The sequence below is a fragment of the Pseudomonas sp. St316 genome (assembly GCF_018325905.1).
Taxonomy (GTDB): Bacteria; Pseudomonadota; Gammaproteobacteria; order Pseudomonadales; family Pseudomonadaceae; genus Aquipseudomonas.
This window is the reverse complement of record NZ_AP021901.1, coordinates 1,890,246-1,916,682: the sequence shown is the minus strand read 5'-3', so window position 1 is coordinate 1,916,682 and position 26,437 is coordinate 1,890,246. Positions and strand designations below refer to the sequence as shown.

Annotated in this window: 21 protein-coding genes and 1 pseudogene; 3 read left to right on the top strand and 19 right to left on the bottom strand. The window is 60.4% G+C overall.

The annotated features are described in order from the left end of the window. Positions 1-13 precede the first annotated feature (13 nt). Together KI237_RS08630 and KI237_RS08625 are read right to left on the bottom strand one after the other, a co-directional pair. Positions 14-1,045: a hypothetical protein gene (locus KI237_RS08630; RefSeq protein WP_014338801.1), complete on the bottom strand. Its 1,032-nt coding sequence runs from the start codon at positions 1,043-1,045 to the stop codon at positions 14-16. A gap of 50 nt (positions 1,046-1,095) precedes the next feature. Next, the gene (locus KI237_RS08625) at positions 1,096-2,373 is read right to left on the bottom strand and encodes a cytochrome P450 (protein WP_014338800.1); all 1,278 of its coding nucleotides are present in this window, start codon (positions 2,371-2,373) and stop codon (positions 1,096-1,098) included. 182 nt (positions 2,374-2,555) lie between these two features. Between KI237_RS08625 and KI237_RS08620 the strand changes: the two genes are divergently transcribed. Continuing rightward, positions 2,556-3,221, top strand: a complete 666-nt coding sequence (locus KI237_RS08620) for a TetR/AcrR family transcriptional regulator (RefSeq protein ID WP_014338799.1) — start codon at positions 2,556-2,558, stop codon at positions 3,219-3,221. 179 nt (positions 3,222-3,400) lie between these two features. On the opposite strand, the gene KI237_RS08615 is transcribed toward KI237_RS08620, so the two are convergent. From KI237_RS08615 to KI237_RS08580, 8 genes are all read right to left on the bottom strand, one after another. Next, on the bottom strand, positions 3,401-5,005 hold the full coding sequence (locus KI237_RS08615; protein WP_014338798.1) for a phytoene desaturase family protein: 1,605 nt from the start codon (positions 5,003-5,005) through the stop codon (positions 3,401-3,403). Positions 5,006-5,095: 90 nt separating this feature from the next. Then, positions 5,096-5,917, bottom strand: a complete 822-nt coding sequence (locus KI237_RS08610; RefSeq protein WP_014338797.1) for an SDR family NAD(P)-dependent oxidoreductase — start codon at positions 5,915-5,917, stop codon at positions 5,096-5,098. A 32-nt stretch (positions 5,918-5,949) separates the two neighbouring features. Beyond that, positions 5,950-6,768 carry an enoyl-CoA hydratase/isomerase family protein gene (locus KI237_RS08605; protein ID WP_014338796.1) on the bottom strand — a complete coding sequence of 273 codons (819 nt, stop codon included), beginning with the start codon at positions 6,766-6,768 and terminating at the stop codon, positions 5,950-5,952. Continuing rightward, a complete protein-coding gene (locus KI237_RS08600; protein ID WP_102617436.1) occupies positions 6,765-7,736 on the bottom strand; it encodes a VOC family protein in 972 nt (323 codons plus the stop codon). Before KI237_RS08600 ends, KI237_RS08605 begins: the two co-directional genes overlap by 4 nt. 47 nt (positions 7,737-7,783) lie before the next feature. Beyond that, positions 7,784-10,315: an efflux RND transporter permease subunit gene (locus tag KI237_RS08595; protein WP_014338794.1), complete on the bottom strand. Its 2,532-nt coding sequence runs from the start codon at positions 10,313-10,315 to the stop codon at positions 7,784-7,786. 35 nt (positions 10,316-10,350) lie between these two features. Then, positions 10,351-11,481: a YCF48-related protein gene (locus tag KI237_RS08590; protein WP_014338793.1), complete on the bottom strand. Its 1,131-nt coding sequence runs from the start codon at positions 11,479-11,481 to the stop codon at positions 10,351-10,353. Between the two features lie 95 nt (positions 11,482-11,576). Continuing rightward, on the bottom strand, positions 11,577-12,938 hold the full coding sequence (locus tag KI237_RS08585; RefSeq protein WP_034114512.1) for a DUF1329 domain-containing protein: 1,362 nt from the start codon (positions 12,936-12,938) through the stop codon (positions 11,577-11,579). Between the two features lie 30 nt (positions 12,939-12,968). After that, positions 12,969-14,630: a DUF1302 domain-containing protein gene (locus tag KI237_RS08580; protein ID WP_014338791.1), complete on the bottom strand. Its 1,662-nt coding sequence runs from the start codon at positions 14,628-14,630 to the stop codon at positions 12,969-12,971. Positions 14,631-15,051: 421 nt separating this feature from the next. Between KI237_RS08580 and KI237_RS08575 the strand changes: the two genes are divergently transcribed. Beyond that, positions 15,052-15,897 carry an SDR family oxidoreductase gene (locus KI237_RS08575; RefSeq protein ID WP_014338790.1) on the top strand — a complete coding sequence of 282 codons (846 nt, stop codon included), beginning with the start codon at positions 15,052-15,054 and terminating at the stop codon, positions 15,895-15,897. A gap of 44 nt (positions 15,898-15,941) precedes the next feature. Here the strand turns inward: KI237_RS08575 and KI237_RS08570 are convergent, their stop codons facing one another. Then, positions 15,942-16,979, bottom strand: coding sequence for an amidohydrolase family protein (locus KI237_RS08570; RefSeq protein WP_014338789.1), 1,038 nt, complete (start codon positions 16,977-16,979; stop codon positions 15,942-15,944). A 165-nt stretch (positions 16,980-17,144) separates the two neighbouring features. Then, positions 17,145-18,056 (bottom strand): LysR family transcriptional regulator, encoded by a 912-nt coding sequence (locus KI237_RS08565; RefSeq protein ID WP_034114514.1) that lies wholly within the window; start codon positions 18,054-18,056, stop codon positions 17,145-17,147. A 141-nt stretch (positions 18,057-18,197) separates the two neighbouring features. On the opposite strand from KI237_RS08565, the gene KI237_RS08560 reads away from it, so the two are divergent. Beyond that, a complete protein-coding gene (locus KI237_RS08560; protein ID WP_212799525.1) occupies positions 18,198-19,103 on the top strand; it encodes a helix-turn-helix transcriptional regulator in 906 nt (301 codons plus the stop codon). Between the two features lie 40 nt (positions 19,104-19,143). On the opposite strand, the gene KI237_RS08555 is transcribed toward KI237_RS08560, so the two are convergent. The 7 genes and pseudogenes from KI237_RS08555 to KI237_RS08525 all read right to left on the bottom strand — a co-directional run bounded on the left by KI237_RS08555 (position 19,144) and on the right by KI237_RS08525 (position 26,424). Then, the gene (locus KI237_RS08555; protein WP_014338786.1) at positions 19,144-20,070 is read right to left on the bottom strand and encodes a quinone oxidoreductase family protein; all 927 of its coding nucleotides are present in this window, start codon (positions 20,068-20,070) and stop codon (positions 19,144-19,146) included. Between the two features lie 93 nt (positions 20,071-20,163). After that, entirely contained in the window at positions 20,164-21,411 is a 1,248-nt protein-coding gene (locus KI237_RS08550; RefSeq protein ID WP_102617437.1) for an MFS transporter, read from the bottom strand. Positions 21,412-21,421: 10 nt separating this feature from the next. Beyond that, entirely contained in the window at positions 21,422-22,243 is an 822-nt protein-coding gene (locus KI237_RS08545) for an SDR family NAD(P)-dependent oxidoreductase (protein ID WP_034114521.1), read from the bottom strand. Positions 22,244-22,302: 59 nt separating this feature from the next. Beyond that, positions 22,303-23,666, bottom strand: a pseudogene (locus tag KI237_RS08540) (phosphotransferase family protein). Positions 23,667-23,704: 38 nt separating this feature from the next. Further along, positions 23,705-24,154 carry a nuclear transport factor 2 family protein gene (locus KI237_RS08535; RefSeq protein WP_014338782.1) on the bottom strand — a complete coding sequence of 150 codons (450 nt, stop codon included), beginning with the start codon at positions 24,152-24,154 and terminating at the stop codon, positions 23,705-23,707. Between the two features lie 33 nt (positions 24,155-24,187). Further along, positions 24,188-25,006, bottom strand: a complete 819-nt coding sequence (locus tag KI237_RS08530) for an SDR family NAD(P)-dependent oxidoreductase (protein WP_014338781.1) — start codon at positions 25,004-25,006, stop codon at positions 24,188-24,190. Between the two features lie 65 nt (positions 25,007-25,071). Continuing rightward, positions 25,072-26,424 (bottom strand): DUF1329 domain-containing protein, encoded by a 1,353-nt coding sequence (locus KI237_RS08525; RefSeq protein WP_014338780.1) that lies wholly within the window; start codon positions 26,422-26,424, stop codon positions 25,072-25,074. Between the last annotated feature and the right edge of the window lie 13 nt (positions 26,425-26,437).

Genomic DNA, 26,437 nt, shown 5'->3' with positions numbered 1-26,437 from the left:
CGCACCCGACCGACTACAGGTCCTTGCCTGGAACGTTACGGGCCGAGCCGTTACGTCGGTCCGATTCGCCCCAGCCCAGCCAGTGCGAAGGCTCACGGGTATCGCCCACCCGACGCCAGCGTCCTTCCTGCTGCGCCGTGATCGGGAAGCCACCGACGAAGTCGATCATCTCCCCCTTCTCGTCGGGCAGGAACTCCCACTCTTCCTGGCCTTCCAGGACAATTTTGGCCGACTTCAGGAAGTAACTGCCGTCCTTGTGCACGGTTTGCCCTTCGATATCGGTGGTGACCCGTACCTCGCCCTTTTCATTGTTGAAAATGGCGTAGCCCAAGTGGTCGTGACCGACCATGAAGGAACCGGTGTCCCAGCTGCCGTCTTTGTAAACGGTGACAAAGGACCACCAGATCACGTGCTTGTTGTTGTTCACCACCAGGTCTTTCTTGAAGTGAATAGCGCCGCCTTCGGCCATGTAGAACTGGTCCAGCGCCATGGCACCTTTCACCGCCCGCCCCTCGCAGACACCGGCGATGTCCCACAACTGCGAAACGTAGAAGGTGCCCCAGTCCACACCCGGCAAGTACCACTGCAGTCCCGGGCCGAGCAGACGCCCTTCCAGGTGAAACAGGCCTTCTTCCTTCCAGGTCAGGCGCTCGCTGCTGGCCGTGATTTCCCAACCATTACCGGGCTCACCCGGTTGGCTGGCCCAGCGTGCGACATCGCCTTCCAGGCTGTGCACGGGCAACGGCGTCAGGGCCTGCCGGGCCATTTTTTCGTGGTCCATGCGCAGGTTGACGTTGTCGACGTGGTTGTTCAGGTAGAAGAACTTGGTCGGGTTCGGGGTGCCATTGGGCGCCATCAGCGAACGCACGAATGAATAGATGTTGCCTTGTTCATCGCGCACCGACCCGAACGGGGAACTCTTGCTCAGGTGCAGCCCGAAGAAACCGCGTTCGGCGGACATCGAAGCCCCCGTGACCTTGTGCGGCCCGACCAGTTGTTGAAAGCCAAAATCACCGCGTTCCGGAATGGTCTTGAACGTTCTCATAATGCCCTCTGTTGTTTTTGTTGAGGCCTGGAGATGGCTCTTAGGCGTGGTTAGTCCCAGATCACCGGAAGCTTGGACACGCCGCGCAGTTGCGCCCCGCCGATCTGCGGGACAGGCTCGCTCGGGTCGAGGCGCAAATTGGGGAATAGATCGAGGATCGCGTTGACCGCGCAGCTGATTTCCACCTTGGCTACGAATTGACCGATGCACATGTGCGGGCCAAAGCCAAAACCAAAGGAGGGTTTTGGCTTGCGATCGATGTCGAATACATCGGGGTTTTCAAAAGCGTCTTCGTCGCGGTTGGCGGACACCACCATGCACTGGACAAACGAACCCTTGGGAATCTTCACGCCGTGAAACTCCACTTCTTTGGCGGTTTCACGCACCTTGAAGGTGGCGACCGGCTCGAAGCGGGTGGTTTCGTCCATCAGTTTACCGATCAGCGAGCGGTCGGCCTTGACGCGCTCCAGCAGGCCGGGCGTGGTCAGTAGCAAGGTCATCACCGAGCCGAACATGCGCGTGGTGGTTTCGCCAGCGGCCGGCAACAACGAGCGGGTGAAGGTGATCACTTCATGGTCATCCAGCGTGCGCCCTTCGTATTCGGCACGCAGCAAACGCCCGATCACATCATCGCCCTGGCTACCCTCGGCACGGCGTTGCACCACGACCTCGGCCAGCGCGTCGTACAGCCCTTTGACGGCGATGCCGGCCTGGCGGCGCGCTTCAGCCATTTTGCTCGGGTCAATCTGGTTGCCGCCGACAATGGCCAAGGCCCAGGCGGCGTATTGCTTGTACTTGGAGGGGTCATCCGAAGGGAAGCCCATCAAGGCGTACATGATGCGAATCGGCAGTTCGAGGCCGAACTTCATCAAGTCGGCCTTCTTCGCTGGCAGCATCGGCCGGATGTATTCTTCGCGAATCACTTGATCGATCTGCGGGCGCCATTTGTTCACGGTCTCCGGCATGAATGCCGGTTGCAGCAAGGCGCGGACCTTGCGGTGTTCGTCACCGTCCATGGCAAGAATGATCAGGCCATCGAAGAACGCGCCCAGACCTTCGGCAATGAATCCACTGGTGTAGGTCGCACCGTCGCGCAGGACGGTCATCACATCCTGGTACTTGAACAAGGCGAAGGTCGGGCGAGTGCCCTGCTGGGTCCCGGCATTGGTCGGAACGCCGAACTGGGTGATGAAGTCGCCTTCATAGATGGGCGATTTCAGCCGTTGCTCGCGGCACACCGCGTGAATATCCAGGTCGGTGCCGCGGTACATTTGCGATACGGCAGAATAAGCGGTTGCCAGGTCCAGTGCCGCGCTGTCGTTGTTCATCAGGGTCTCCCGTCTTGTTTTTATGGCTCTTGCACACCAAGATTGCCCGGCTGCTAACCTATGGTATGCGCTTGCATCCATACCGGTGGCCGGCTTCGTTTGACTTAGGGTCAAACGAAGGCCCACGGGAAAATGCTTCAAAGTATCAATAGCCTGCCCCATGCAGGCATGAGGAGTACGAGGTGGCGGTGAAGGCAGGAGAAGGTGGCGAACAGGGCAAGCGCAATACGATGAATCGCCTGCTCGCTGCTGCGCGCATGGAGTTCGCCAAAAAGGGCCTGGCCGGTGCGCGAGTGGAAGAAATTGCCCGGGATGCGGGCGTCACCAAGCAGTTGGTCTACCACTACTACAAGTCCAAGGAAGGGCTGTTTGTAGCGGTACTGGATGAGTCTTCGGACAACATCATGTCCGAGCTGGTCAACCTCAATGTCGAAGCGCTTCCACCACCGGAAGCGATGCGCGTCGTGCTCAACCATTTCTTCGATCAGTACCGCCTGGACCCCTTCCTTGGCAGCCTGGCGCTGGAGGGCATCCGCTACCACGATACCCACGAAACACCCCGTAACCATTTCCTGGAAATGGCGCCGAAACTGATCGCCAAACTCGACGCGATTCTGCTGCGCGGCGCTGCCAATGGTGATTTCCGTGGGGGTATCAACCCGCGCCTTTTGCTGGCCAGTGCATCTTTGGTGACCACTGGCTGGTTCACCAACCGCTATTCGATGTCGGCACTCGCCGGGTTGGACACCGACTCGGCCCAAGGCATGGCCATCTGGCGTCAGTACTCGGCGGACTTTGTCCTGGCGAGTATTTCACTGGGGGCAGAAAAGAACGCCGACAGCGTTTAAGGCTGTCGGCGCGTTTTCGCGAGCAGGCTCGCTCCCACAGGTTTACCCGCGTTACCTGAACATGATCTCTTTGTGGGAGCGAGCCTGCTCGCGAAGGGGCAAGCACTTGCACCATCATCGCCGCCTGACACACCACCTTCGCGAGCAGGCTCGCTCCCACAGGTTTATCTGTCGACGGTTCAGTTGCCTTTTTTACTCAGGTACTTGCTCACCCGCCTGGCCGCCAGCCGGCCGGCCATGCCATTGACTCCGCCGCCCGGGTGAATGCCGGCACTGCCCAAATACAATCCCGCCACCGGCAAGGTATCGCCTCCCAAGCCGTATGCCGGGCGCATGGTACTCGAGCGCATCGAGGTGGTGTCGATATGCACCACGCAGCCATTCACGGTGTTCAGGCGTTCGGTAAAGTCCGGGGCGGCCTCGATGCGTCGGCCAATCACTTGCCCTTCGATACCCTCGATATAGTCGTACAACTGTTCCTGCACCTGGTCGGCCACTCGCTCACGCAACGCGTCCCAGCCTTCGTTGGGGTTCACCGGCATCACGGGCGGGTAGATGTACAACACATCCTGGCCGGCTGGCGCCTGGGAGGGATCCGCGGCGCTTGGTGCGGCCACGGTGATATAGGGCAATTTGGGGACCTCGCCACGGGCGCAGGCGGCGAAGTTTTCCAGCACGGCCTCTTCGGTGCCGATCAACATCACGGTCTTGCGCAGATCCACACCGTCGCCGCGCGCGGCAGCGAAACGTGGCAGGGAAATCTGCCCACGCAAGGCGACATCCACTTTGAGCGGTCCCGAGCCCTTGCCGTTGGCCGGCGCCATGGCGATGCGGGTCAGCAGGTGTTGCGGGATCTCGCCGCGGGTGACCATGTCCAGCGCTGGCTTGGGATGACAACCGGCAATGACTGCACGGGCCGTGAACTCGCGACCGTCGGCCAGCTTCACGCCTTTGACCTGACCTTGCCTGGCGACGATTTCACTGACGCTGGCCGATACCAGCACCTGGCCGCCCAACTCTTCCAATCGAGCCTGCATGGCATTGCTCAACTGCTGCATACCCCCCATCACCCGGCCCACGCCAAAACGATGGAGGAAACCGAGCAAGGCGTAATAGATGCCACCGCCATCGGCGCTGATATCGCCCGCCAGGCCGGTGAGTGCGCACATCGCAGAAAGGGTCACCGGATGCTCGAAGCGCTCACGGGCCGCCTGCAACGCAGAGCCCGTCATCAGCGCCATCAGCTCGGGTTTCAAGGCTTTGTGCTTAAGCGCGGTGCCGAGCATTTTCAGCTTCACGCCCAGGTTGGTTTTCGCCGGGTCGACCCGCATCATCGGCAGCGCGATATCGAGGAACATGTCGATGACCTTCATGAACTGAAGAAACGCCTCGGCGTCCTTGCTGCTGAAGCGGCGTATCTCGGCAGCGGTTTTCTCACGGTCACGCCAGAAAATCAGCGACTGCCCATCCGGGTGGAGGTAGACATACCCCGGCGCGAGCTCCACCGATTTGAAGCCGTGGCGCTCCAGTCCCAATTCCAGCGGCACATGGGAATGCACACGCATCGACATCATGTCCAAGGCACAGGGGTGTACCAGATGCTGCGGCGCTTCGGGTATCAGGTAGCCAGACGAGGCCATCCCGCCAACCTTGTCCAACGCCTCAAGGACCAACACTTTTTTGCCTTCCATGCCCAAGTAACAGCCCGCTGACAGGCCGTTGGTACCCCCACCGACCACGATTACATCGAAATCAGTGTTTCTCTCAATTTGGTTCTGGTTCATTTCAGGCTTCCAATGTCGAAATACAAGCACGGCGGCTGTAGCGGCGAAGATCAGCCTCGGCGCACTGCGTAGAGGGCGCCGAGGCAAGCGTTACATGCCGGTGCGGCCCATCTGCGCAAAGAGCGCGCGCATCGCCACCAGGGATGGCGTGTGGCTGCTGAAACCACCGTCGGCGACCAGTGTGGTGCCGGTGACAAAGGCGGATTCATCACTGGCCAGGAATGCCACGACATCGGCGATCTGCCGGGGTGTGCCCAGCTCGGCGGTGCAGTGGTTGTCGCGCAGAATGTCGAGCACCGGTTCAGGCATGGCGTGCTCCGAAGGCGCCAGGCCGATCTGCACGGCGTTACCACGAATACCTTGCTTGCCGTACTGCGAAGCCACCATGCGCGGCAGCATCATCAGCCCCGCCTTGGAGGTGGCGTAGCCGGTCAGGGACATATCGCCCTGCATGCCCAGGCCTGAAGTGGCAAAGATAATCGAGCCCTTGCCGTTCTCCAGCATGACCGGGATCACATGCTTGGTGCACAGCACCGCGCCCCGCAAGTTGACGGCGATGGCGCGATCCCAGGCCTGCATATCGAGGTTGACGAAGTCACGGTCCAACTGACGTTGCTCGGCATTCAGGATCGCCGCGTTGTTGTGCAGGATGTCGACACGGCCAAAACGCTGTTTCACCTGGGCGACCATCGCCCGCACGTCGTCTTCCGAGGACACGTCCGTAGCGATCGCCAAGGCTTGATGACCCGCAGCCAGCAGCGACTCGGCAACGGCCGTCGCGCCCTCGAAGTTGATATCGACCACTGCGATACTTGCACCATGCGACGCCAGTACCCGGGCGCACTCAGCGCCCAGGCCGCCACCGGAACCGGTAATAATGGCCACTCGCCCTGCCAGTTTTCCTGTGCTCATGTCCTGTTCCTTATTGTTTTTTGGGTGACGCTTTACTCGCCGGTAAAGCGCGGTTCGCGCCGCTCGCTGAACGCCTGGGCCGCTTCGCGGGCATCCTTGGTCGGGGCCAGCAAGGCGAACAGATCGAGCTCCAAGTCCAGGCCGCGCTTGAGATCCATGTCCAGCGCCGCCCGGGCCGCCTGTTTGACAAAGGCCGACGCGGTGGGTGGTTTGCTGGCGATGCGCTGAGCAAAGGCCCGTACTTCGTCCAGCAGGCTGGCGTTGTCACTGGCCAGGCGGCTGACCAGGCCAATGCGCTGCGCGTGTTCGGCACCCACCCGGTCACCGGTAAGCAACATGTCCAATGCCTGACCCGGCGCCACCACACGGGAAAGTCGTTGCGTGCCGCCGCCACCGGGAATCAGGCCCAGGCCGGTTTCCGGCAGGGCGAACACGGCATCGGGCGCGGCGAAACGGATGTCACACGCCAATACCAGCTCCAGCCCACCGCCCATGCAGTAGCCATGGATGGCGGCAATCACGGGTTTGCCGATGCCATCCAGCGCTTCGATCCAGCGCACCTTTTCCATGCGCTGGCGCACTTGCAGGCTCGACTCCGGACCGCGACGTTCCTTGATATCGGCGCCCGCACAAAAGCCTCGCTCGCCTTCCCCGCGAATCACGATCACACGAATTTCCGGGTCTTGTTGCAACAACGCCAATGCTTGCGGCACGCCCTGGCGAATGTCGTCGTTGATGGCGTTGATCTGCCGGGGCCGGGTCAGTACCACCCAGCCCACCATGGCCTCCCGCTCCAGGCGCACGGCATCGTTGATCAGCACGCAAGACGGCTGGTTCTGCGCCGGGCTCATGCAGAGCACTCCTCGAACTCGAAGACTTGGCCATCGAGTTCCTGCGGATCGACCTTGATCAACGCACGGCCACCCACGGCCGCCGAGGATTCGATCCACTGGAACCGAGTGCCGCGCGCTCGCAAGTCCTCGGCTTTGGCGGCCAGGTCGTTGACACCGATGCGGATGTAGTACGGACCCGGGCCCCAATTATTGACGTAGTGGCCGGCGTCGGTGTTCCAGTAGGTAGCCTCGAGCACATCGAGGGTGGCGCTGTTGGGCACTGTGAAGCCCATCCGCGCACGGCGGTAACCTTCACTACCGATGGTCTCTACCGGGCCGCTCGGCTCCCAGTCGAGGTTGGTCGATACCTTGCGCAGGGTTTCATCGAGGTCGCGTATCAGGAAGCCACGGGCGGTGACGCGCACCATGTCGCCGGGCTTGAGATCGCGCGGTTGCATCGGTGGCAGCTGGTAGGTTTCCGGCGGCATCTGCAAAGGCTCGGTCGGCATGATTTCAATGCACAAGCCGCCGTCCACGGAGGGTTGGTAATACGGTTGCTCGGGGGTCGCCCCCAGCCATAGGCGATCGAACGGCATTTCCGGGGTGCGCTGCGCCATGCGGAATGGCAAGCGACGACGCATCAGTTTGTCCACCAGCGCGTCGAACTTGTCCCCATGCAGCGCCAGCACGATGGAGTGGGTAAGCATGGGCCGGTGGTGGCCCTGGAAATCCTTGAGGCTTTCCAGGAAATCATGAAACAGCGGGTCACCGGGGTTCGGCCGATCCAGGTGCCACTGCGGTTCGATGCGCGTCGGCGACACCGCCAGGGATTTGTGTACCCGCAGAAAATGCGCGATGTACGGGTGATTATCGAACGCCTGGCGCCAGCGCTCGTGTTTGTAGATCCCGAGCTTGTCGACCAACATTTGCGTCATGCCGTCCGGGTCTGGAACCATCATGTCGGCACTCATCAATAACTCGAACATCTTTATCTCCTTGCAATTGCCAGCCAGGGCCTGGGCCCGGCCATTAGTCAGCGGGCACGCCGGGGTAAGGCGAGCTCAGTCAATGAGTGTGTTGGTGCACTGGTCGCGGCCTTACGCGGTTCCTGCTGCGCGCGGGCGTCTTCAAGGTCAAGCGTCACTCCGGCCTTGGAGTTGCCCTTGGGGTTGAGCAGGTAATGTGACAGGGCCGGGATCAACACCAGCGCACCGAGCATGTTCCACAGGAACATGAAGGTCAGCAGAATGCCCATGTCCGCCTGGAACTTGATCGGCGACCAGGCCCAGGTAATCACCCCCGCGGCCATGGTCAGGCCCACCAGGGCGACGACACGGCCAGTGAAATCCAGCGAGCGGCGATAAGCGACAGCCAGGCTGCCACCTCGCGCCTGCACCGCCAGTTGCACGCTCAGCAGGTACAACGCGTAATCGACACCGACCCCGACACCCACGGCGATGACCGGCAAGGTGGCCACTTTCAGGCCGATGCCCAACCAGACCATTAGCGCCTTGCAGATGATCGTGGTCATCAGCAGCGGAATCAGCGCCACCAGCGTTGCACGCCAACTGCGGAACGTCAGCAGGCAGAGCAAGGCCGTGGCGCCATACACAGCCAGGTACATCGTGATGATGCCCTTCTCAACCTCGATGTTGGTGGCGGCCTCGATGCCGGCGTTACCCGCGGCCAGCAGGAATTCCACCGGCTGCTCGGCGCCGGCGGCGGTGTTGTTTTCCTTGGCGAACGCCTCGGAGACCTTCAATACCCGGCTCAGGGTATCGGCCTTGTGGTCTGCCAGGTAGGCAATCAATGGCGTCACCGAGCATTGCTGGTTGGTGATGCCGGGGGCGGAAATCATCGCCGCGTCCACCGCCGAGTTGGTGATCGCCTGGTCACGGCTGATGCTCAACCATTTCGGGCTGCCTTCGGCCATGCCGGAGCTGATCATCCGCACGGTTTCGGCCAGCGATTGGGTGGTTTGCACGCCCGGCGTCTGGCGCAGGCGCCAGGCCAGTTTGTCCATGCTTTGCAGCGACTGGTACAGACGGCAGCTGTCTTCGTTGGTCTTCATGATGACCACGAACTGGTCACTGGAAAGTCCGTAATGGCTGGTGATGTAGGCGTTGTCACGGTTATAGCGTGAGTCCGCGCGCAACTCGGGTGCACCGGGGTCCAGGTCGCCCACCTTGAGATGCATCATCACCACGCTGCCCAGCAGGGTCACCAACAGCGACAAGGCAATGACTGCCGTGGCCGCCGGCCGTTCGGTGAAGCGGTCGAGACCACGCCAGATATGCCCAAGCAAACCTCGGCTGGCTTCATCGGCCTGGTCTTTGGCGATGGCGATACGCGCGGCTTTTTCACTCACACCCAGGTATGACAGCGCCACCGGAATCAGCAGCAGCTTGGTGAAAATCAACACCGCCACACCGATGCTGGTGGTCAGGGCCAGGTCGCGGATCACCGGGATATCAATGATCACCAGCACGGCAAAACCGACGATATTGGTCAGTAGCGCGGTAAGGCCGGTGAGGAACAAACGGCGGAAGGTGTATCGCGCGGCCACATACTTATGAGTGCCCCGGCCAATATCCTGGAGGATGCCGTTCATCTTCTGCGTGCCATGGGAAATGCCGATGGCAAAAATCAGGAACGGCACCAGAATCGAATACGGATCCAGCTCGTAGCCGAGGATCTGCATCAAACCCAACAGCCACACCACACCGGCCACCGCCACGCTCACCAGCAACAGGGTGCTGCGCAGGCAGCGGGTATAGCAGTAGACGAACAGGCCGGCGATCACCACCGAGGTGCCAAAGAACAGCATCACCGAATACAGGCCGTCGATCAGGTCACCGACCAGCTTGCTGAAACCGACAATGTGAATGCCCACCTTGTCGCTTTCCAGCGAGCGAATCTGTGCTTCCAGTTGCTTGGAAAAATCACCGTAGTCCAGGGGTTTCCCGGTCTGCGGATGAGTATCGAGCAGTGGCGCGACAATCATGCTCGACCGGCCGTCGTTGGCCACCAGGTTGCCGATAATGCCGGCGCGCATGATGTTGCGGCGCAGCGCCTTTATCGACTTGTCGCTGCCGTCGTAATCGGCTGGCATCACCGCACCGCCATCGATGCCCTCCTCCGTCACTTCTTTCCAGCGAACGATGGGCATCCACAGCGACTTCATCCAGGAACGGTCGATACCCGGAATCAGGTACAGGGTGTCGTTGACCTTCTGCAGGGCCAGCAAGTAGTCAGCGTCGTAGATGTCACCGGTCTTGTTTTCCACCACCACGCGAATGCTGTTGCCCAGGCCTGGTAACTGGTTTTTATAGGCCAGGTAATTCTTGATGTACGGGCTGGAGCTGGGAATCATTTTCTCGAAGCTGGCATTCACCTGCAGCTGGGTAGCAAAGAAGCCCAGCACGACCGTGGCGAGCAAGCAGGCAACGATGACGACCATGCGATGACGGAAAATGACCCGTTCAAACCAGCCACCGGAGTGCTTGTCAAAGTCCTCCAGGTTGGCAATCACTGGCATCCCGCTGTTGAATTTTTGCTCGACCATTTTTTCTTTCTCGTAGGGGAATCGTGCCGGCGGCGTTAGTTGGCCGGGGCGATATCGATGACCTTCGCGCCGCTGAAGCGCGTGACGACCAGGCTCCCAGCCTGTTTGGTGGCGGTGGCTGCATACACCTCGCCTACCCGCGCATCGGTCAACGGGCTGACCTGCAAACTCTGCCGATCGACACTGACCAATTGCCCCCCCTGGCTTACGACGATCAAGGCGTTGCCCTGCTCGACGATACTGACCAGGCTGCTATTGAGCCGGGTCTCCACGGGCTGCCACTGCTGGCCGTCATCACGGCTGGCCAACAGATTGCCGCGCAGTCCGTAAGCCAGCAGTAGATGATCGAAGGCACGAACGCCAAAGTAGGTACCGGTATAGGGCGTATCGATTTTCACGAAACGCTGTTGCTGACCGTCCAGGCGCAACAACAGGCCCTGTTCACCCGCGATATAAAAAGCGCCAGCGTGCTGCGCCAGGCCATACAGGTGCATGCGTCGATCGTTGTCGCTGCGCTCGATCCATGGTTCCCAGCTCTGGCCGTTATCAGCGCTGTGCAACAACATGCCGAAGGCCCCCACGACAAACCCGCTGCCGTGTTCATTGAACATCACATCCAGAAACGGTGCGGCCAACACGTCCGGCGTCGCCGAAGTGCTGGCGGCCATGGCAACCTCCCTGAGCACCAGGGCTGCGGCTTCATCGCCTTTTTCGGCCCGCGGGCCGTAGTAGGCGTTGAGCAACGTCAACAGGCGGCGCCCGTCAAGTTGCACCTGCCAGCTGTCGCCGCCATCGGTGGTGCGCATGACCAAGGCATCGTGACCGACGACCCAGCCATTGCGCTCATCGCGAAAGCGTACTTGCACCAGATCGCTGGAAACCGGGCTGTCGACCTGCCGCCAGGTCCGGCCGTCATCGGTGGAACGCTGGATCAGCCCGTGCAGACCGACGCCGATCATCGCGTTGCCAGCCCTGGCGACCGACAGCAAGGGTGCGGGCAGACGTTCATCCACCCGCTGCGCCGGCACGTCCAGCGAGTCGGCGGAGGACGCGACCGCGCTATAGGCAGGCGTCGTCACCCACGGACTCGCACCGACGATCAGCGCGACAGCCAGCAGCAGGCGCGTCGTGGAGCGGAAAAAAGAAGCAGGGCAAGGGCCAGTCATTATTTTTATTCCTTAACCATCCCACGTGGCGAACCCACCCGCTCTGCCTGCCAGGCTTGATGCGCAAACCGGCACGCAGAACAGGCGAGATCACGTCAGCGCTGAGTCACCCGGGCCACAATGGCTTCAGGGTTCATGTCACGCTCGGAAAGTGGTTTGTCGACGAATTTGTAGCCGCCCTTCAAACCATCGTTGAGCAACGCATACATGCCTTTGTTGAAGTCATAAACGACGTTCTTCACGTTGTAGGGGATGTTCTTGTCGTAGAGCTGGACACCGCTGAGGAAGATCGAGCGATACAAGGCGCCGCTCTTGTCCCAGGCGTCATACAGGCCTACGCCGAAGGTATCTTCATCCAGATAGTAGGTGCGCTTGCTGTAGACGTGACGCATGCCCGGCTTCAACGTCGCCTCGACGACCCAGACCCGATGCAGTTCCCAACGCTCGTTCGCCGGATTGGCGTGGTGCGGCATGAACTGATCTTCCTGCTTGCCAACGCCGAAATAGAACTTGTAGGCGTTGTAAGGGATGTACATCTCCTTGCGGCCGACCAGTTTGTAGTCGAACCGGTCCTGGCTGCCGGAGAACATTTGCAGCTCGTCGAACAGCGTCACACCGCCCTGGCTGGCGACCGGCGTGTCGAAGGCGAATTCCGGCGCCAGTTTTACCCGGCGCTGGCCTGGGGAATAACTGAACGAACGACGCGCCTTGGCCAACGGATCGAGGAAGTCGGTCAGTACCACCACTTCACCAGAACGTCGCGCCGGATAGTCATTGCGCGAGAACACCCGGGCATACATCAATGGGTCGCGATCCTGCTGAGTCACCTGGTAATAAGGGGTTTCCTCGAAGGTCGCCTGTTCAGCGGTCTTGGTAATCGAGCCGTTCGCATCGACTACCCAGCTATTGGAAGAAGACGTGGTCGAGTAGCCGGTGCCGATCTTGTAACGCACCTGCTGGTTCCACATCACTTCGTTGCCGGTTTTCGGAATCGGGAACGGCAAGCCGCCACGGCAGGCCGGATCGACTGCCAACCCGTCCTTTTGGATCTGACAGCTGGTGGCGTTGCGCATGGTGGCGTCAAGTACCGCCTGAGGATAGGCCGCCGTACGGTGGCTTGGGTAAACGTCGATGTAGTAGGTCGGGTATTTCTTGATCAGGGCCTTTTGCCCTTCACTGAGCTTGTCCCCGTACTGGTCAACGTTTTTGGCATCAATGCGAAACAGTGGTTTCTCGTCCTTGAACGGGTCGACCCAGAACCCGCTATCCGCTACGAAGCCGGCCGGTGCCTTGGTCAAGCCGCCATCATAGGCAGGAATCGTACCTTCGGCGTTACCTGCCTTGATCGCCCCGAACGGGGTAAGGCTTTTGCCCAGTTCCGAGGCGTCACCGCCTGCCGCCAGGGTGTAGGTCGCCATGCTCATCAGGGCAATGGATAGGGCAAGTTGTCGTTTCATGAACACATTCTCCGATTCTTGTTGTATTTGTCAGAAGGAGGTCTTGAAGGTAAACGCCAGCCAGCCGCGGTCGGTGCCGCCCACGGGCCCGTTACCCGCCACGGTCCCGTTCGCCAGGTGCTTGGGTTGAGCCCGGGTGTCGGCATAGCGCAACCCGAACTCATAGAGTTGCGCGTAAGTTGCCTTCAGCCCGATCGAATAGGACAGCGCTCCCTCGTTCCCACCACCGGCAGTCGGTGCGTTGCCATGCAGACCGTAGTTGACGGTCAATGGAACATCCAGATCCCAGGACGGAAAGATGGAAATGTACTGTGGCGTATAGTTGACGGCGACGGCGTAGTAGTTCTTCGACGAACAGCCATCGGCTTCGCTGCCCGAATCAGGAATGCCGGGAGTCCTGGCATTGGTACAGGCCGCCGTACCGACGCCCTTGTACAGTTCTTCGTGTTCGGTCACCCGTTGCAAATGACTGTAGGCGAACTCACCGACCAGCGTGGCGTTGTCCGAAATGAAGTTACGCGGTACGCCGTAGACAGCGTTGGCGATGAAGTGGATCGTATCGCCGCGAGGGCCTTCATCATCCAGGGCACTGACACCGGTGGCATTCAACGCGCCGCCCATGCGATAGGACAACTCGGTCCCTACCGCCACGGTGTTGAAGACCCGGGCAAAACTGACACCAGCGAGTTTCACGCCGCGTGGGTAGACCACCCGATAGGAGCCCGATGCCGCTTTGACCTGCGGTGCCAGCCAAGGCTGGTAGTCATCGAACTGACGATAGTAGGCGCCAAAGGTCGATTCGATTTCTTCGACGTTGAGCTTACCCATCACGCCCCAGTTCTTGCCGTCACGCCCGAAGCGCGAATCCTGACGCTGCAACGTTGCCCCATTGGCAGCCACCGGCAATTGGTCCGGACCTTCGAACAGAGGGTCGGCGCCACCGAAATAGGTGCCGCCGAATGGAATCCGGGTCGGTTCCCATTCATAGAAGTACTGAGCGGCAAGGGAGAGTCGGTCGGTGACCTGCGCTTTGGCCGACACTTGTCCGACGGGCAGGAACACTTCCTTGGTTTCGATACCTGGGCTGGTTGACGCCTTCACGCCATCGCTCGGGGCTTGCGAGTAAGACACGGAGTGGGCGCCGAAGAGCAGGCCCTCGCCCCAATAGTTGGTATGGCGACCGACTTTCACGTTGACTGGCGTGTCGCCGATGTTGAAGTTGCGCCAGACGAACGCATCGAGGATCTCGCCCGACGGTCCGTTCATGTAGCGATCCACTTCATCGCTGTACTTATTGTTGTGATAGCTGGTCGCGTAGCCGGGAATGTTACTGGTCACCGAGTCGTCGTGATAAGCCTGGTCAAACCAGGCGGCGGCACTGAGTCGCCCTCCCCATTCGTTGAGGTAGGAAAGGTCGAACTCACTCAACAGATCGAGGCGATTTGTCACGATATCGCCTTTATCGAACTTGCCGTCCGACTCGTCGTAGTTCGGCGTGTTCATGATGTGGCTGTCTTGACTGTCGGTGCGCATCCCGAGGTTGTAACGGACCGTATTGTCCCAACGCACACGGTAGTCCGGGTTCGACATGTCGAACGAGGCCGCCATCGAAACCTGTGCGCCGCCAACCATCAACAGTGTCAGCGCACCTTGAGTCAGCACCCGCCGACCCTGTTTGGTCTTCTCTTTCATACACACTACCTTTTATTTTTATTTTCAGTCGTTTAGTGCGTTCAAACAGTCCTTCCAACAATCTGCGAAACCTCACAGGATCGTTGCAAGTCCTGCCTGGACAGTCCGCTCACGGAGGCCTGGCACGCTCCAGGACCGCTTCCCTCCTCAGCTGAAGTTACCGTAACGGATAAGAACCAAAAATTCCACATAAAGATTTCAATTCTATATACAGAATTATCGATCGACTTCCTTGGGATACCGATTTCAGCCACAGGCGATGCCAGGAATAATACTGCACACAAAATCTATAAACGTTCAAATAGTCTTTGACGCTTTTCCTCTTTCAGCTTTCAATAGCTCCGGAAAACCCAGTGAATTTGGGATGTTCCCCAGCAAAAAACGGCCATCGCAGCGGCAGATAAAAACAAGAGGAGCCACCATGAACATTGATTTGAGTGCCAAACGCGTGATCATCACGGGCGCTTCGCGGGGCATTGGCCTGGCCATTGCCCGGGCTTTCGCGGCCGAAGGCGCACGGGTAGCGATTTGTGCCCGCAGCGAGACTGCCGTCCACGAAGCCGCAAAGGAGCTCTCGCAACACGCCCAAGCGGTCATTGCCCGGGCTGTCGACGTGACCGACAGCGAGGGGGTCAAAGCATTCGTGGCTGAAGTTGCACAGGCCTGGGGCGGTGTCGATGTGCTGGTGAACAACGCCGGTCAAGGGCGTGGCGGCAATCTAGAGACCCTGACGCCGGAAGCCATCCTCGAACATGCCAACATTCTGCAGATGGGGCATTTCCGGTTCGTTCAGGCCGTGGTGCCGTTCATGCGTGAACAGCGCTGGGGGCGGATCATTGAGATCAATGCCCTGGCCGGCGCGATTCCGACGCCCGACGGAATTCCCTCGGTGATCAACCGCGCCTCGTGCATCGCCCTCTCCCGCTCCTTGGGCATGTCCCTGCCCAAGGACAATATCCTGGTCAACAGCCTGAACATGGGCTGGATCGATACCGGTCAGTGGGATCGCCACTACAAGGAAATGGGCCCGGGCGTCAGTCGCGAGGAATTCGACGCCATGGTGATGAAAGTCGTACCGCTCGGGCGTTACGGCAAACCTGAAGACGTGGCCGGCATGGCGCTGTTCCTGGCCAGTGAATATGCCAGCTTCATCAGCGCCGCCTCGATCGACATTGCCGGTGGCATGGGCGGACAGATTGCCTACTTCCCAACCCTCAAGCGCGATTTTGCCGCTGCCATCGCGGCGCGTAACGCTGCCAGCGAATAACACAGGCATGGCCGCCTGGCGGCCATGCCTGGCAGGCTATTCCATCACGGCGTCAATATCCGGTCAGTGCTGGCCGGCACCGTCAGCTTGAGCAGTTCAATCGCGTTACCACTGCGAATCCGCTCGCGGTCCTCAGTGGATAAGCCGATGCCTTCGGTCAGATCGCCATGGTCGTAGGCACCGCCGAAGTTGGTGCCGTACAACAGACGCTGCGCGCCCACCACTTCGGCGACACCACGACGCAAGCCCGGAGCATGAACGTCGAGATCGAAGTAAAAGTTCGGCAGGTAATCCATCAATGGCCGCTGGTTGCGCGAGTCCGGCGCCATGGCCCGGTTCAGTTCGCTCAGGCGCCCCAACTGGAACACCGCCATACCGCCGGCATGGGTGATGTAGGTTTTCAGGGTCGGAAACACATCCAGCGCGCCGCCGCAGATCAGGTACCAGAAAAACAGTGTTTCATCGACACAGTCGCCCACGATCGACGTCGTTTCGAATTTGTCTTGCGTATGTTTCTCGCCCCAATAGATCGACTGGTTGAAGCCGTGCACCATAATCGGCACATCCAGCTGGGTCAGCTTTTCCCAGACAGGAAACAAGCGCTCATCGTGAGCCTCCAAACCATTGAAATTAGCCCCACCCACGCAGACACCCTTGGCGCCTAGCTGAGTCACGGCGCGCTCGATCTCCTTGGCCGCGTTTTGCGGGTCCGCCAGGTTGGCATGGCACCAGAAATCGAAATGGTCGGGGTCGGCCCGGCAAAACGCGGATAATTCATCGTTGCAGATGCTTGCGTACTCATTGGCGAAGTCCCCCGCCCAGTACATGAAGCAGTGGGACGGCGTGGACATCACCAGTTTGTCGACACCCCGCTCGTCCATCAGCTTTCGACGGCTGGCGTGGGTCATGCGCGCCAGGAGATTGGCCTGCGCTTCGGCATCCGTAGCCGCTTTGGCCGGTTGTTTGGTACCGAGGGAAAAATGCCCCACGGTCAGCCCCTGGACCTTCATGAACGGCCCCCAGAACTCATGGCGGTTCAACATGCCCTCGGTCAGCAAGTGGGCGTGGACATCAATCAGCATGGCGTTCTCCTTGTTGTAATGAGCCAGCAGACCGAACGCCCCATTGGCAGGGGCTCCGGATCGATTTGAGGGTATAAATGCATCGCCAACTATATAGACACATTTTAATTAAGTGTTCATTTAATTATTGAGTGAACGACTAGAACAGCCACCTGCCGGTAGCGGCTACGAGGCGCAGGCCATGATCAGGAACTGCCGGAACGCCTGGGCCGGCGCCGACAACCGGTTATCCGGCAGCCAGATCAGCCCCAGTTCCATGGGTGGAATCACATCCACCAGCGGCCGGATCTCAATTTTCTTGCCTTCCAGTGACCAGGCCCGGTAGAGCATGTCCGAGAGAATGGTCACACCGAAGCCATGCGCCACCAACCCGCGCAACGCCTCCATGGAAGAGGTGCGAAAAGCTACCTTGGGGGCCAGCCCACGGGATTCCCAATAGCGCAAGGTCGACGCCTCTCCCTCATCCACCGTGGGGAGGATATAGGCATGCCCGGCGACGTCCTCGAGATTGATCGAGGTGGCAGCCATCAACGGGTGCTGGCTGGCCAACCAGAGTTGGCGGCGGGAACGGACCAGCACATGGTGAGCAAATCCGTCGAGGTTCGGTGTGTTGGAGACGATCGTCAGGCCGAGATCGAGGTCGCCATTGCCCAGGGCCTCCTCAATGCTCTGGCGGTTCATATCGATCAGGTCGATCTCGACCTGAGGGTAGCTACGCTTGAAGCGTGCCAGCAGCGCAGGCAGAAAGTAACCCAGCACCGTGTAGGAGGCGCCGATGCGCACGGTCCCCTGCATGGTGTGGCCGAGAAACAGCGGTTCACTGAGGGCATCCTGCAAGGTGTCGAGGATGTGCCGCGCATGCTGGGCAAACTTGTTGCCCTCAGCGGTCAGTGTCACGCCATGAGGTAAACGGTCGAACAGGCTGACGCCCATGGACTGCTCCAGGTGCAGCACCGCCGCAGTAATCGCCGACTGCGAGACATGCGCCTTGAGCGCCGCTTGGGAAAACTGGCCCGCGTCGGCGGCGGCAACGAAATAGCGCAGTTGACGCATGGAAATATCTTTGCCTTTCGTCATCGGATTTTCTGATACCTGTCACCTGAATATGTGAAACAGCTCGGCTCACGCGCTGGGTACACTCAAAGCCGGGTAACTCCCTGACGTATCGTTATCTTTCGAATTTCAGCGCCAATAATAAAAATGGCTGAAGGTTGAACCATGAACGCGATCCACTACAGCGAGTACGACTGCGAAGCGTCGGGTAATTTCCTGACTGAAGCTTCATTGGCCAGACAAGGCTTCGACATCCGGGTTGAACACGCGCAGTGGTCCAACACGGGCACCGCCTTGATCGAAACCGGCGACAGTTGCCTGTTACGCCTGATGCTGCCGACCAGTGCCCAGACCAAGCCTAACTTCGGCAGTTTCCCCAGCCACGGCGCGCATCGATTCCACCCCCTGGGTAATCTATTATTCATTCCCCGCGGCACCGAATTTCACCTGCGTCACGCGGCCAGCGAGCAAAAAGCGCTGGTCTGCCTGTTCGATCCCTCCTCCCTCGGCGTCCTGGGCAGCTATCGCTGGAATTGGCAAGACGGCGTCAGCGAAGCCATGCTCAACCTGCAAAGCGGTTACCTGCACGCCTCCCTGCAGCGTCTGGCCGAAGAGGTGGCCCACCCCGGTTTTGCCAGCGAACTGCAAACCGAGTGCCTGCTCACCAGCATCGCCCTGGACCTGCGTCGCGAGTTCATCGACGCGGACGACGATGCCGTCCACTCCTCGCACAGCGCGGAAAAACTCAGCCCTCGTCAACTCAACATTCTGCGCGAGCTGCTCGACAGCGCCAGCGATGAGGGCCGCTCCCTCGGCCACCTGGCGCAGGCCTGCCAACTGCCGCTGCGAACGCTGTCCAGTCGCTGCAAAAACACCACCGGCATGACCTTGCGTCAGTACGCCGCGCAAAGTCGCCTGCAAAAAGCCGTGGTGCTATTGGCCGACTCACGACTGCTGATCAAACAGGTTGCCTATCAGGCCGGCTTCAACAATGCCGCCGCCTTCAGTGCCGCATTCCGTAAAGAACTCGGTGTCACACCCGAGGAGTTTCGCCACCAGCGCCAGCGCTGACAGGCGCCCTGACAAGGACGCCCTTTTCGCGCTCATGGCTTCAGCGATGAATCTTGGCGGTGATTTTGGCGTGTGGCCCATTGACCTGCGCGGCCCAGGCTTCAGCCGCCTGGTCGAGGGTGTAATCAAGGTAATCCACCTGGATCTGCTGCTCTTTGGCGATCTTCAGCAGTCGGAGCCAGATCTGCTCACGGTCTGCGGGCGGGCGTTGACCCGTGCCAATGCACGACAAGTTGCGAAACAACAGATCGGCAATATCCAGATTGAGCTGGCGACCGGCTCCCGTGCCAATGGTCATGATCCGCGCCCCCCAATTGGTGGCTTTCAGGGAGGTCAACATGGGTTGACCGCACACGAGGTCAAGCACCACATCAAATCCGCCATCGGCCGCATCCTTCAGTGCAGCCACATCATCGCTGCCACCCAGCGTCACCACAGCGTCGGCCAGGCCCCGCGACTTCAAACGGCCCAGCGCTTCGCCCGACCGTGCAGCACCGACCACTTTGCCAGCCCCCATGCCACGCGCCAATTGCAGGGCAATCTGGCCGAGGGTGCCGGTGGCGCCCAGTATCAGGACCTTTTCACCTTTCTGGATCGCGGCTTTTTCCAGCGGCACGATGGCACCGGTAGCGGCGATGCCCATGCTGATCGCGGTTTTATCGTCGACGTCGTCCGGCACATTCCATACCTCGGCTTGCGGCACCAGGGTGCGCTCTGCCCAGGCACCAAACGGCAACACCGAGCGCTCGCCGAAATACACCCGGCGACCATCCGGTGCCCGGCCCACGCCTTCGCCGCGAATGACACAGGGGTATTCAACCCCGAGTCGGTACGCGCCGAGGACATCCCAGCCGCCCAGGCCGGCGGTATCGACATCGATCAGGACTGCGCCGTCTTGCGATTGCGGCTCACGAAACTCACCGACGACTGGCGGTGCATTGCGCTCGGAAATGATTGCGGCACGCATGGCATTCTCCTTGTCTGTTTTATTGTCAGGCTGCACCCGAGCAATAATTGAACATTTTTCTATTATCTGTCCATATTTACTTAAGCGCCGCGTTTAACTGCTCCTCAATGGCTCGACCTGATAACGCGGGTACCCACCCAGCGTCAGGAGTAGCAAGGGCCCGACGACAAAGCAGATGGAACTCAACAGCAGCATGGCCGAGTAGCCACCGGTGAGCTTGAACAACCCCGCGAACAGTAACGGTGAGATCGCGGCACCGGCGGTAATCAGGCCCAGGTGGGCACCAAACAAGCGGCCGTAGTCACGCATACCGAAATAGCGGGCGATCAGGAATGCCGCGATATCGAACTCGGCACCCGCCCCCACGCCCACCAGCAACGTGGCGAGGATGTACAGCGCAATACTGGAATCCCCATAGGCGAAAATGCCGCAGGCAAATGCCGGCATCAGCAGCGCCAAAGAGGCGACGCCGGGCGCCCACAACCGGTCAATCAGGTAGCCCACCAGCAGCCGGCCAAGAATCAGCGACACGCCAAAACTGCTGAAAACCTGGCTGGCCTGCAAGGCGCTCAGGCCTCTGTCCTGCAGCAACGGCACGATATTGGTGACCATGCCCACCACGCAGGAAACCACCAAGGTCATCGACAGGTTGCAAACCCAGAACCGCCATGAACGCAGCGCCTCCCGCAGTAACAGCCCTCCAGCTTGTCCGTTGGCGGCTGGGAGTTGTGTGGTGTTGTGGCTGACATTGGCCGTCGGTAATAACCACCGCAGTGCCAAGGGCAACGCCAGCAGCACCGGCAATACGCCCAGCGCCAGGAAACCGGCCTGCCAATTCCAGCGGCCGATCGCCCAGGCGGTAACCAGCGGCAGCATGATGGCGGCCAGCCCGGAGCCGCTGAGGATGATCGCCAGCGCCAGGCCACGGTTTTCCTCGAACCACAAGTTGACCAGGTGCGACCAGGTCACCTGCAATGTACCCAGCCCGGCTAGCGGCACCAGGAAAAACCCCAGGTAGAGGGTCCAGATCGAACCGTTGATACAGGTCAGGGTGAAGACACTCAGGGACAGCGCCAGCAGCGACAGCAACGTGACCCGGCGCAGGCCATATCGCAAGTTCAGCCAGCCCGCCAACTGCGACGCGACAATGGTGCCCAGCGACAGCGCGGTGATCGCTGCCTGCAACTCTGCCCTGCCCCAGCCCATGGCCTGTTCCAGAGGAATGACCATGGAACTGAAGCTGTACAGCAGCAACGAACTGGAACTGGTCGCGACGCCGATCAGGGCCAGGATCAGCACTTGCCACCCGCGTTTGAATTCTGCGTTATCAAAACCTTTCATGGGGGTGACCTCAGTCGTTGCCGATAAACACAGCCGCTTGCGCGCTCTTGCCCAGCACATGGGCACGACGTGCCGCACCGGGTGTATCCGCGCCCTGGGCGAGGATGTCTTCGGGATGGATCAGCGTCGGGCCATTGCCCAGTTCCTCAAGCGCCAGGAGCGCCAGGTCTTCAGCCTGGGGCAAGGTCATGGTCAGAGCGTCGGGAATGTTCAACTTGACCATGGCATCACGCATGGTCGGTGTGTCGACGGTGCCGATGAGCAGGTTGAGCACATCCACGCCACGGTCTTTCCACTCGGCCCATAACGACTCGCCGAGATTCAATGCGAACCCCTTGGTGGCGGCGTACATCGCCAGTTTGCGAATACCGCCCAATGCAGCCTGGGAACCCACCAGCAGCAATCCGCCCTGTCCGCGCGCCAGCATGGCGGCACCAAAGGCATGGCTGCATTGCATCACGGTCGAGCAATTGAGGCGCAGCAAGGCGCCCCAGTCCTCAACCGAGGTGTCGAGGAAGCGTGTGATGTAAGGGTCACCGCCAGCGTTGTAAATGAACAGACCGACTTGCCGTTCACCCACAGCCGCCATCAATTGCTCGCAGGCATTCGGATGAGCAAGGTCTTGGGTCACCACCAGCACATCGATGGCGTACCGTTGCTCCAATTCGCTTTTCAATTGCGCCAGCGCGTTACCACGGCGCGCCACCAGCACGCAGTTGAGGCCACGCTCGGCCAGTGAACGGGCGAACGCGGCGCCCAAGCCATGGGAGGCGCCGGCAATCACGGCCCATGGGCCATACCGATGCGCGAAGGCATTATTAGGAACAGGCATAGGGACTCCCAAAACGAGGGTCCGGTGACCGATCACCGGACGAGGAAGGTTTCAGCGCGTCAGATGACAGGCGGCAGGTCGATGTGGCTGGCGGAGGCGCCAATGGCGGTGCTGCCATAGACCAGGACGCGGCGCTCGATTTGCGCCATGAACAGGCGCAGCAAGGGCTCGTCGTATTCGGGCCCGGCGCTTTTGACAAAGGCCTCCAGCGCTGCATCGATCTCGTTGTAGCCACTGAAGGTGCGGTCCAGCAGGTCTTGCGCTTCTTGTTGTTCCAGCTCGCGCAAGTGCAACTCCATGGCATCACCACGACCCAGGTATTCCACCAATTTGCTCACTGCGCGCAGTTTAGTCTTCTGGAAGTCACTGCTCACTTCCACCTGTGCCAGGGCATCGGCGAGCATGGTCAGCAACGCTGCATTCGGGCCACTGCTGACAATGTCCAGTGTCGGCGTTTGCAGAGCGACCCCCATGGCTTCGGCCAGCGCATGCACCACCACCCGGCGCAGGGCGAGGTCAAACTCGGCGTAGGTGTCATGGGGGTCACCCGGTTGTGGCGTAGCCACCGACGCCGAGAACTGCATCGTGCTGACGGTGGCAAACAGGGCGGTGTGATAACGCACGACATCGGGGTCCGCCGGTTCACCGGTCACTTGCTGGTAGTAGCGATACAGGGCCGCGAAACTGTCCCCGAGCGGCTCATAATTGTCGCGCATGCGCGCCGAAGCCAGGTCGGCCAGGGGATCGCCGATCATGGCGAATTCAAAATCATAGAGGCCAAGCACCTGGCCGTTCTCGAACAGGAATTGCCCCGAGTCATACTGAACGAAAGCAGGCCGGGTGCGGTGCCGTGGCACGTTGCGGCGCAGCCAACCGAGGGCGAATTCGGCCAGCGGTTGCGGCTTGGTTTTATTACGCGCGTACAGCGGGTAATAGGCCTCCAGGCCTGCCAAGGTCATGTCCTCGGCACCTGTTGGGAGATCAATACCCTGCTCGACAAAGGGTTGCAGCGGCAATTGATGCATGCGTGCCATGGCGTCGACCCACTGGCGTGCGACCCCATGGCGTTCGGCATCGCTCTGCGCGGTGCTGACATCACGACTCCCCGGCACCCACTGCATCACGATGGCCTGCGGATCTTCGCAGAAACCGTAGATACGCGGTACCGGCACGCCTTGCTGATCGAGCACAGTGAGAATATCCGCTTCCCGGCGTAGCTCCGGAAATGGACTGACATCCCCCCGCGCTCGCCACGAATGTGCAGTTGAAGGGTTTCGCCCTCGCGTTGCAGTTCAAGGTTCCAGGCCGGGCGCCAGCGCGGCAGGCGTTGCATGGCAGTGACTTTCCCACCCAGCAGCCCTTCGACAAAGGTACGCAGCTTTTCTTCGAGCGGATCACAGGTCGCATTTATTGTTGTTGACATACAAGGTCCTCATCAGGCGCTGATGACCAGCGCCGTTTTCAATGGGTGTCGGTCACTCCAGCGCCAGGCCCGCCCACCTGTTCCAGCGGCACGCCTTTTTTCCTGGCAAGGTCGGCGGTGTCCAGGTACTCGCGCCAGGCACAGATGAGCCCGTTTTCATCCAGCTCATACACCGCCACCATCGAGTGCGGCATGGGGATGCCATTGCTGACGCAGTAATCGTCGCGCTCGGTCATCACCACGCGCTCGGAAGAGACAATGTGGCGCGTGGTGCAGCGGTTATGCGTGACATAACTCATCTGCCGCTCGATCTCGCGACGCAACGCAGCATGCCCGCGGATCACCGGGCCACCCGGCACCCACAGTTGCCAGACGGCGTTGTCGGCGAAGGTGGCCATGATGCGGTCGATATCGGGGCGGCTGCCGTCGCTGCCATCGCCCCAGGCGGCCAGCATGTCGAGGATGAAGCGTTCCTGTTCGAGTGCCATGAAACGGGCTCCAGTGCAGTGAATGGATCGGCATCAGACCGAGGCTTTGGGCAGCAGGAAATTACGCACCACCGGCACCATCGGCGTGCCGCAGCTCATGCCGCCGTCCACGCGCATCAGCGTGCCGTTGACATAGGCCGCGTCGTCGCTGGCGAGGAAAGCAGCCATGGCGGCGATATCTTCCGGCTCGCCCAGTTGCGGTACGTTTTGCAGATCGAGAAAGGCGGCCTTCATGGCCTCGTTGGCCCAGCTTTCCATGGCAGGCGTGCGAATCACCCCCGGTAAAATGCCATTGCAACGAATGCCGCGCTTACCGAAGGTGGCGGCAATGCTTTGCACGTACCAGTTGAGCGCGGCCTTGGAGGCGCCGTAGCTGAACTGGGATATCTCACCGGCAATCGAGCTGGTGGACGAGGTGAACAAAATCGAGCCACTGCCCTGGGCGAGCATGTGCGGCAAGGCGTATTTGCACGCCAGCACACCGCCCAGCACGTTGACACGCATGCAGTTGTGGAACAGCTCGGTGTTGAAGTTGATGAAGTCGATATCGCGCGTGGTGGCCGGGTTTCGGTACACGGCGTTGTTGAACAGCACGTCGATCCAACCGAAGGTCTGGACGGTCTGCTCAATCATCTGCCGCAAGGCGTCTTCATCACCGACGTCCACCTGCAAGGCCAGGGCGTTGGCACCGATTTCCGCTGCCACGGCCTGCGCCGATTCAGCGTAAAGATCGGTGACCACCACCGTGGCGCCTTCCCTGGCAAAACGCAGTGCCGAGGCACGGCCAATGCCGCTGCCTGCGCCGGTGATCACACAGATTTTGCCGGCTAGACGTTTCAGGATCTCGCTCATAAAGGAATCTCGGGACGGATAAAAAAAATCGGCGCCCGTGGCGAACGCCGAAAAGGAGCATGACGTCAGCGGGTCTGCCCCCCGGCGATGGTCTGCGGGTTGGCTTCACGCTCAGCCACCGGTGCCTTTCGGTAGCGCGTCGGGCCATTGCCGAACATGCCGTATTGGTCACGGGTGAAGTCGTACAGCGAGTAGGAATCCTGTTGCGGATTGTTGGGAATGCCGTAGGCCTCGATGTTGTACTGAGAGCCGGTGCGGAACAGCGCACCGCTGTCGTCCCAGGCGTCGTAGACCGCAGCGCCGTAGGTGTCCTCGTCGATGTAGTAGCGACGTTTCTTTTGCGCGTGGCGCACCCCGTCCTTGCGGGTCGCTTCCACCACCCAGACGCGGTGCAGCTCCCAACGCTCACAAGCGGGGTTGATGTGTTTGGGCATGAGCTTCTTGTCCATGTCGCAACCCCATTTCAGCGTGTAGTTGCTGTAGGGAATGAACATTTCCTTCTTGCCCACCAGCTTCCAGTCGAAGCGGTCCATCTTCCCGGAGAACAGGAAGATTTCGTCGTAGAACGCCACCCCGCCGAACGCCGAGTTGGGGGTGTCGTAATTGAACTCCGGGGCCTTGCGCACACGGCGCTGGCCGGTGCTGTAGCTCCAGGCGTATCGGGCGTCGGCGACCGGGTCGAGGTAATCCCAATACCCGGATGCCTGCCCGGCGGTGCGAGCCGGCGCGACAATGCGCGACCAGATACGCTGGGCGATTTTCGGATCGCGCCCTGGCACCTCCAATTGGTAGAAAGGTTTTTCGCCGGTGGACTGGTTGGTGTTGGTCAGCGTCGCATGGCCTTCGTTGACCACGTAGGCACTGTGGTTCCAGTCCCAGCCATTCACGCCCTGGTAGTTGAGGATGTAATTCCACATCAACTCCCGACCGTCACGCGGCAACGGGAATGGCAGGCCGCCACGGCAGCCTTCGCTGATCGACAGACCGTCGTTTTCGGTTTTGCATTCCTTGCGGCTGGCGTTGCGCTGGGTGGCGGCCAGAAAGTCAGCCGGAAAGGCCGCCGTCCGGTGCGTGGGGTACACCTCGAGATAATAGGTGTCGGGGTTCTGCTTGAGCAGTTGCAATTGCCCGGCCGCCAATTGGTCGGCGTACTGATCGGCGTTGGCCGCCGTGATGCGCAAGCGTGGTTTTTCATTGGCGAACGGGTTGGGCCAGTTCCCATCGCCGGGCACCAGGCCTGCAGGCACTTTCAAACCACCGTCGTACGCCGGGATCGTGCCCGCGGCGTTGCCCGCGACTATCGCGCCAAACGGCGTGAGCTTGCCGCCCAGGTCGGCCGGGGTGAAGCTGTCATCGGCCAACGCCGAACCCGCCAACGCGATGACCACCAGGCCTATCGCATGAAAATCAACCATCATGACATTCTCCGAT

Excerpts from the sequence above, each read along its gene's own strand:
- KI237_RS08625 (WP_014338800.1), bottom strand. The coding sequence starts at position 2,373 with ATGAACAACGACAGCGCGGCACTGGACCTGGCAACCGCTTATTCTGCC.
- KI237_RS08535 (WP_014338782.1), bottom strand. The coding sequence starts at position 24,154 with ATGGCACTCGAACAGGAACGCTTCATCCTCGACATGCTGGCCGCCTGG.
- KI237_RS08550 (WP_102617437.1), bottom strand. The coding sequence starts at position 21,411 with ATGAAAGGTTTTGATAACGCAGAATTCAAACGCGGGTGGCAAGTGCTG.
- KI237_RS08555 (WP_014338786.1), bottom strand. The coding sequence starts at position 20,070 with ATGCGTGCCGCAATCATTTCCGAGCGCAATGCACCGCCAGTCGTCGGT.
- KI237_RS08525 (WP_014338780.1), bottom strand. The coding sequence starts at position 26,424 with ATGATGGTTGATTTTCATGCGATAGGCCTGGTGGTCATCGCGTTGGCG.
- KI237_RS08610 (WP_014338797.1), bottom strand. The coding sequence starts at position 5,917 with ATGAGCACAGGAAAACTGGCAGGGCGAGTGGCCATTATTACCGGTTCC.
- KI237_RS08595 (WP_014338794.1), bottom strand. The coding sequence starts at position 10,315 with ATGGTCGAGCAAAAATTCAACAGCGGGATGCCAGTGATTGCCAACCTG.
- KI237_RS08575 (WP_014338790.1), top strand. The coding sequence starts at position 15,052 with ATGAACATTGATTTGAGTGCCAAACGCGTGATCATCACGGGCGCTTCG.
- KI237_RS08585 (WP_034114512.1), bottom strand. The coding sequence starts at position 12,938 with ATGAAACGACAACTTGCCCTATCCATTGCCCTGATGAGCATGGCGACC.
- KI237_RS08570 (WP_014338789.1), bottom strand. The coding sequence starts at position 16,979 with ATGCTGATTGATGTCCACGCCCACTTGCTGACCGAGGGCATGTTGAAC.
- KI237_RS08560 (WP_212799525.1), top strand. The coding sequence starts at position 18,198 with ATGAACGCGATCCACTACAGCGAGTACGACTGCGAAGCGTCGGGTAAT.
- KI237_RS08565 (WP_034114514.1), bottom strand. The coding sequence starts at position 18,056 with ATGACGAAAGGCAAAGATATTTCCATGCGTCAACTGCGCTATTTCGTT.
- KI237_RS08615 (WP_014338798.1), bottom strand. The coding sequence starts at position 5,005 with ATGAACCAGAACCAAATTGAGAGAAACACTGATTTCGATGTAATCGTG.
- KI237_RS08605 (WP_014338796.1), bottom strand. The coding sequence starts at position 6,768 with ATGAGCCCGGCGCAGAACCAGCCGTCTTGCGTGCTGATCAACGATGCC.
- KI237_RS08600 (WP_102617436.1), bottom strand. The coding sequence starts at position 7,736 with ATGTTCGAGTTATTGATGAGTGCCGACATGATGGTTCCAGACCCGGAC.
- KI237_RS08590 (WP_014338793.1), bottom strand. The coding sequence starts at position 11,481 with ATGACTGGCCCTTGCCCTGCTTCTTTTTTCCGCTCCACGACGCGCCTG.
- KI237_RS08530 (WP_014338781.1), bottom strand. The coding sequence starts at position 25,006 with ATGAGCGAGATCCTGAAACGTCTAGCCGGCAAAATCTGTGTGATCACC.
- KI237_RS08545 (WP_034114521.1), bottom strand. The coding sequence starts at position 22,243 with ATGCCTGTTCCTAATAATGCCTTCGCGCATCGGTATGGCCCATGGGCC.
- KI237_RS08630 (WP_014338801.1), bottom strand. The coding sequence starts at position 1,045 with ATGAGAACGTTCAAGACCATTCCGGAACGCGGTGATTTTGGCTTTCAA.
- KI237_RS08580 (WP_014338791.1), bottom strand. The coding sequence starts at position 14,630 with ATGAAAGAGAAGACCAAACAGGGTCGGCGGGTGCTGACTCAAGGTGCG.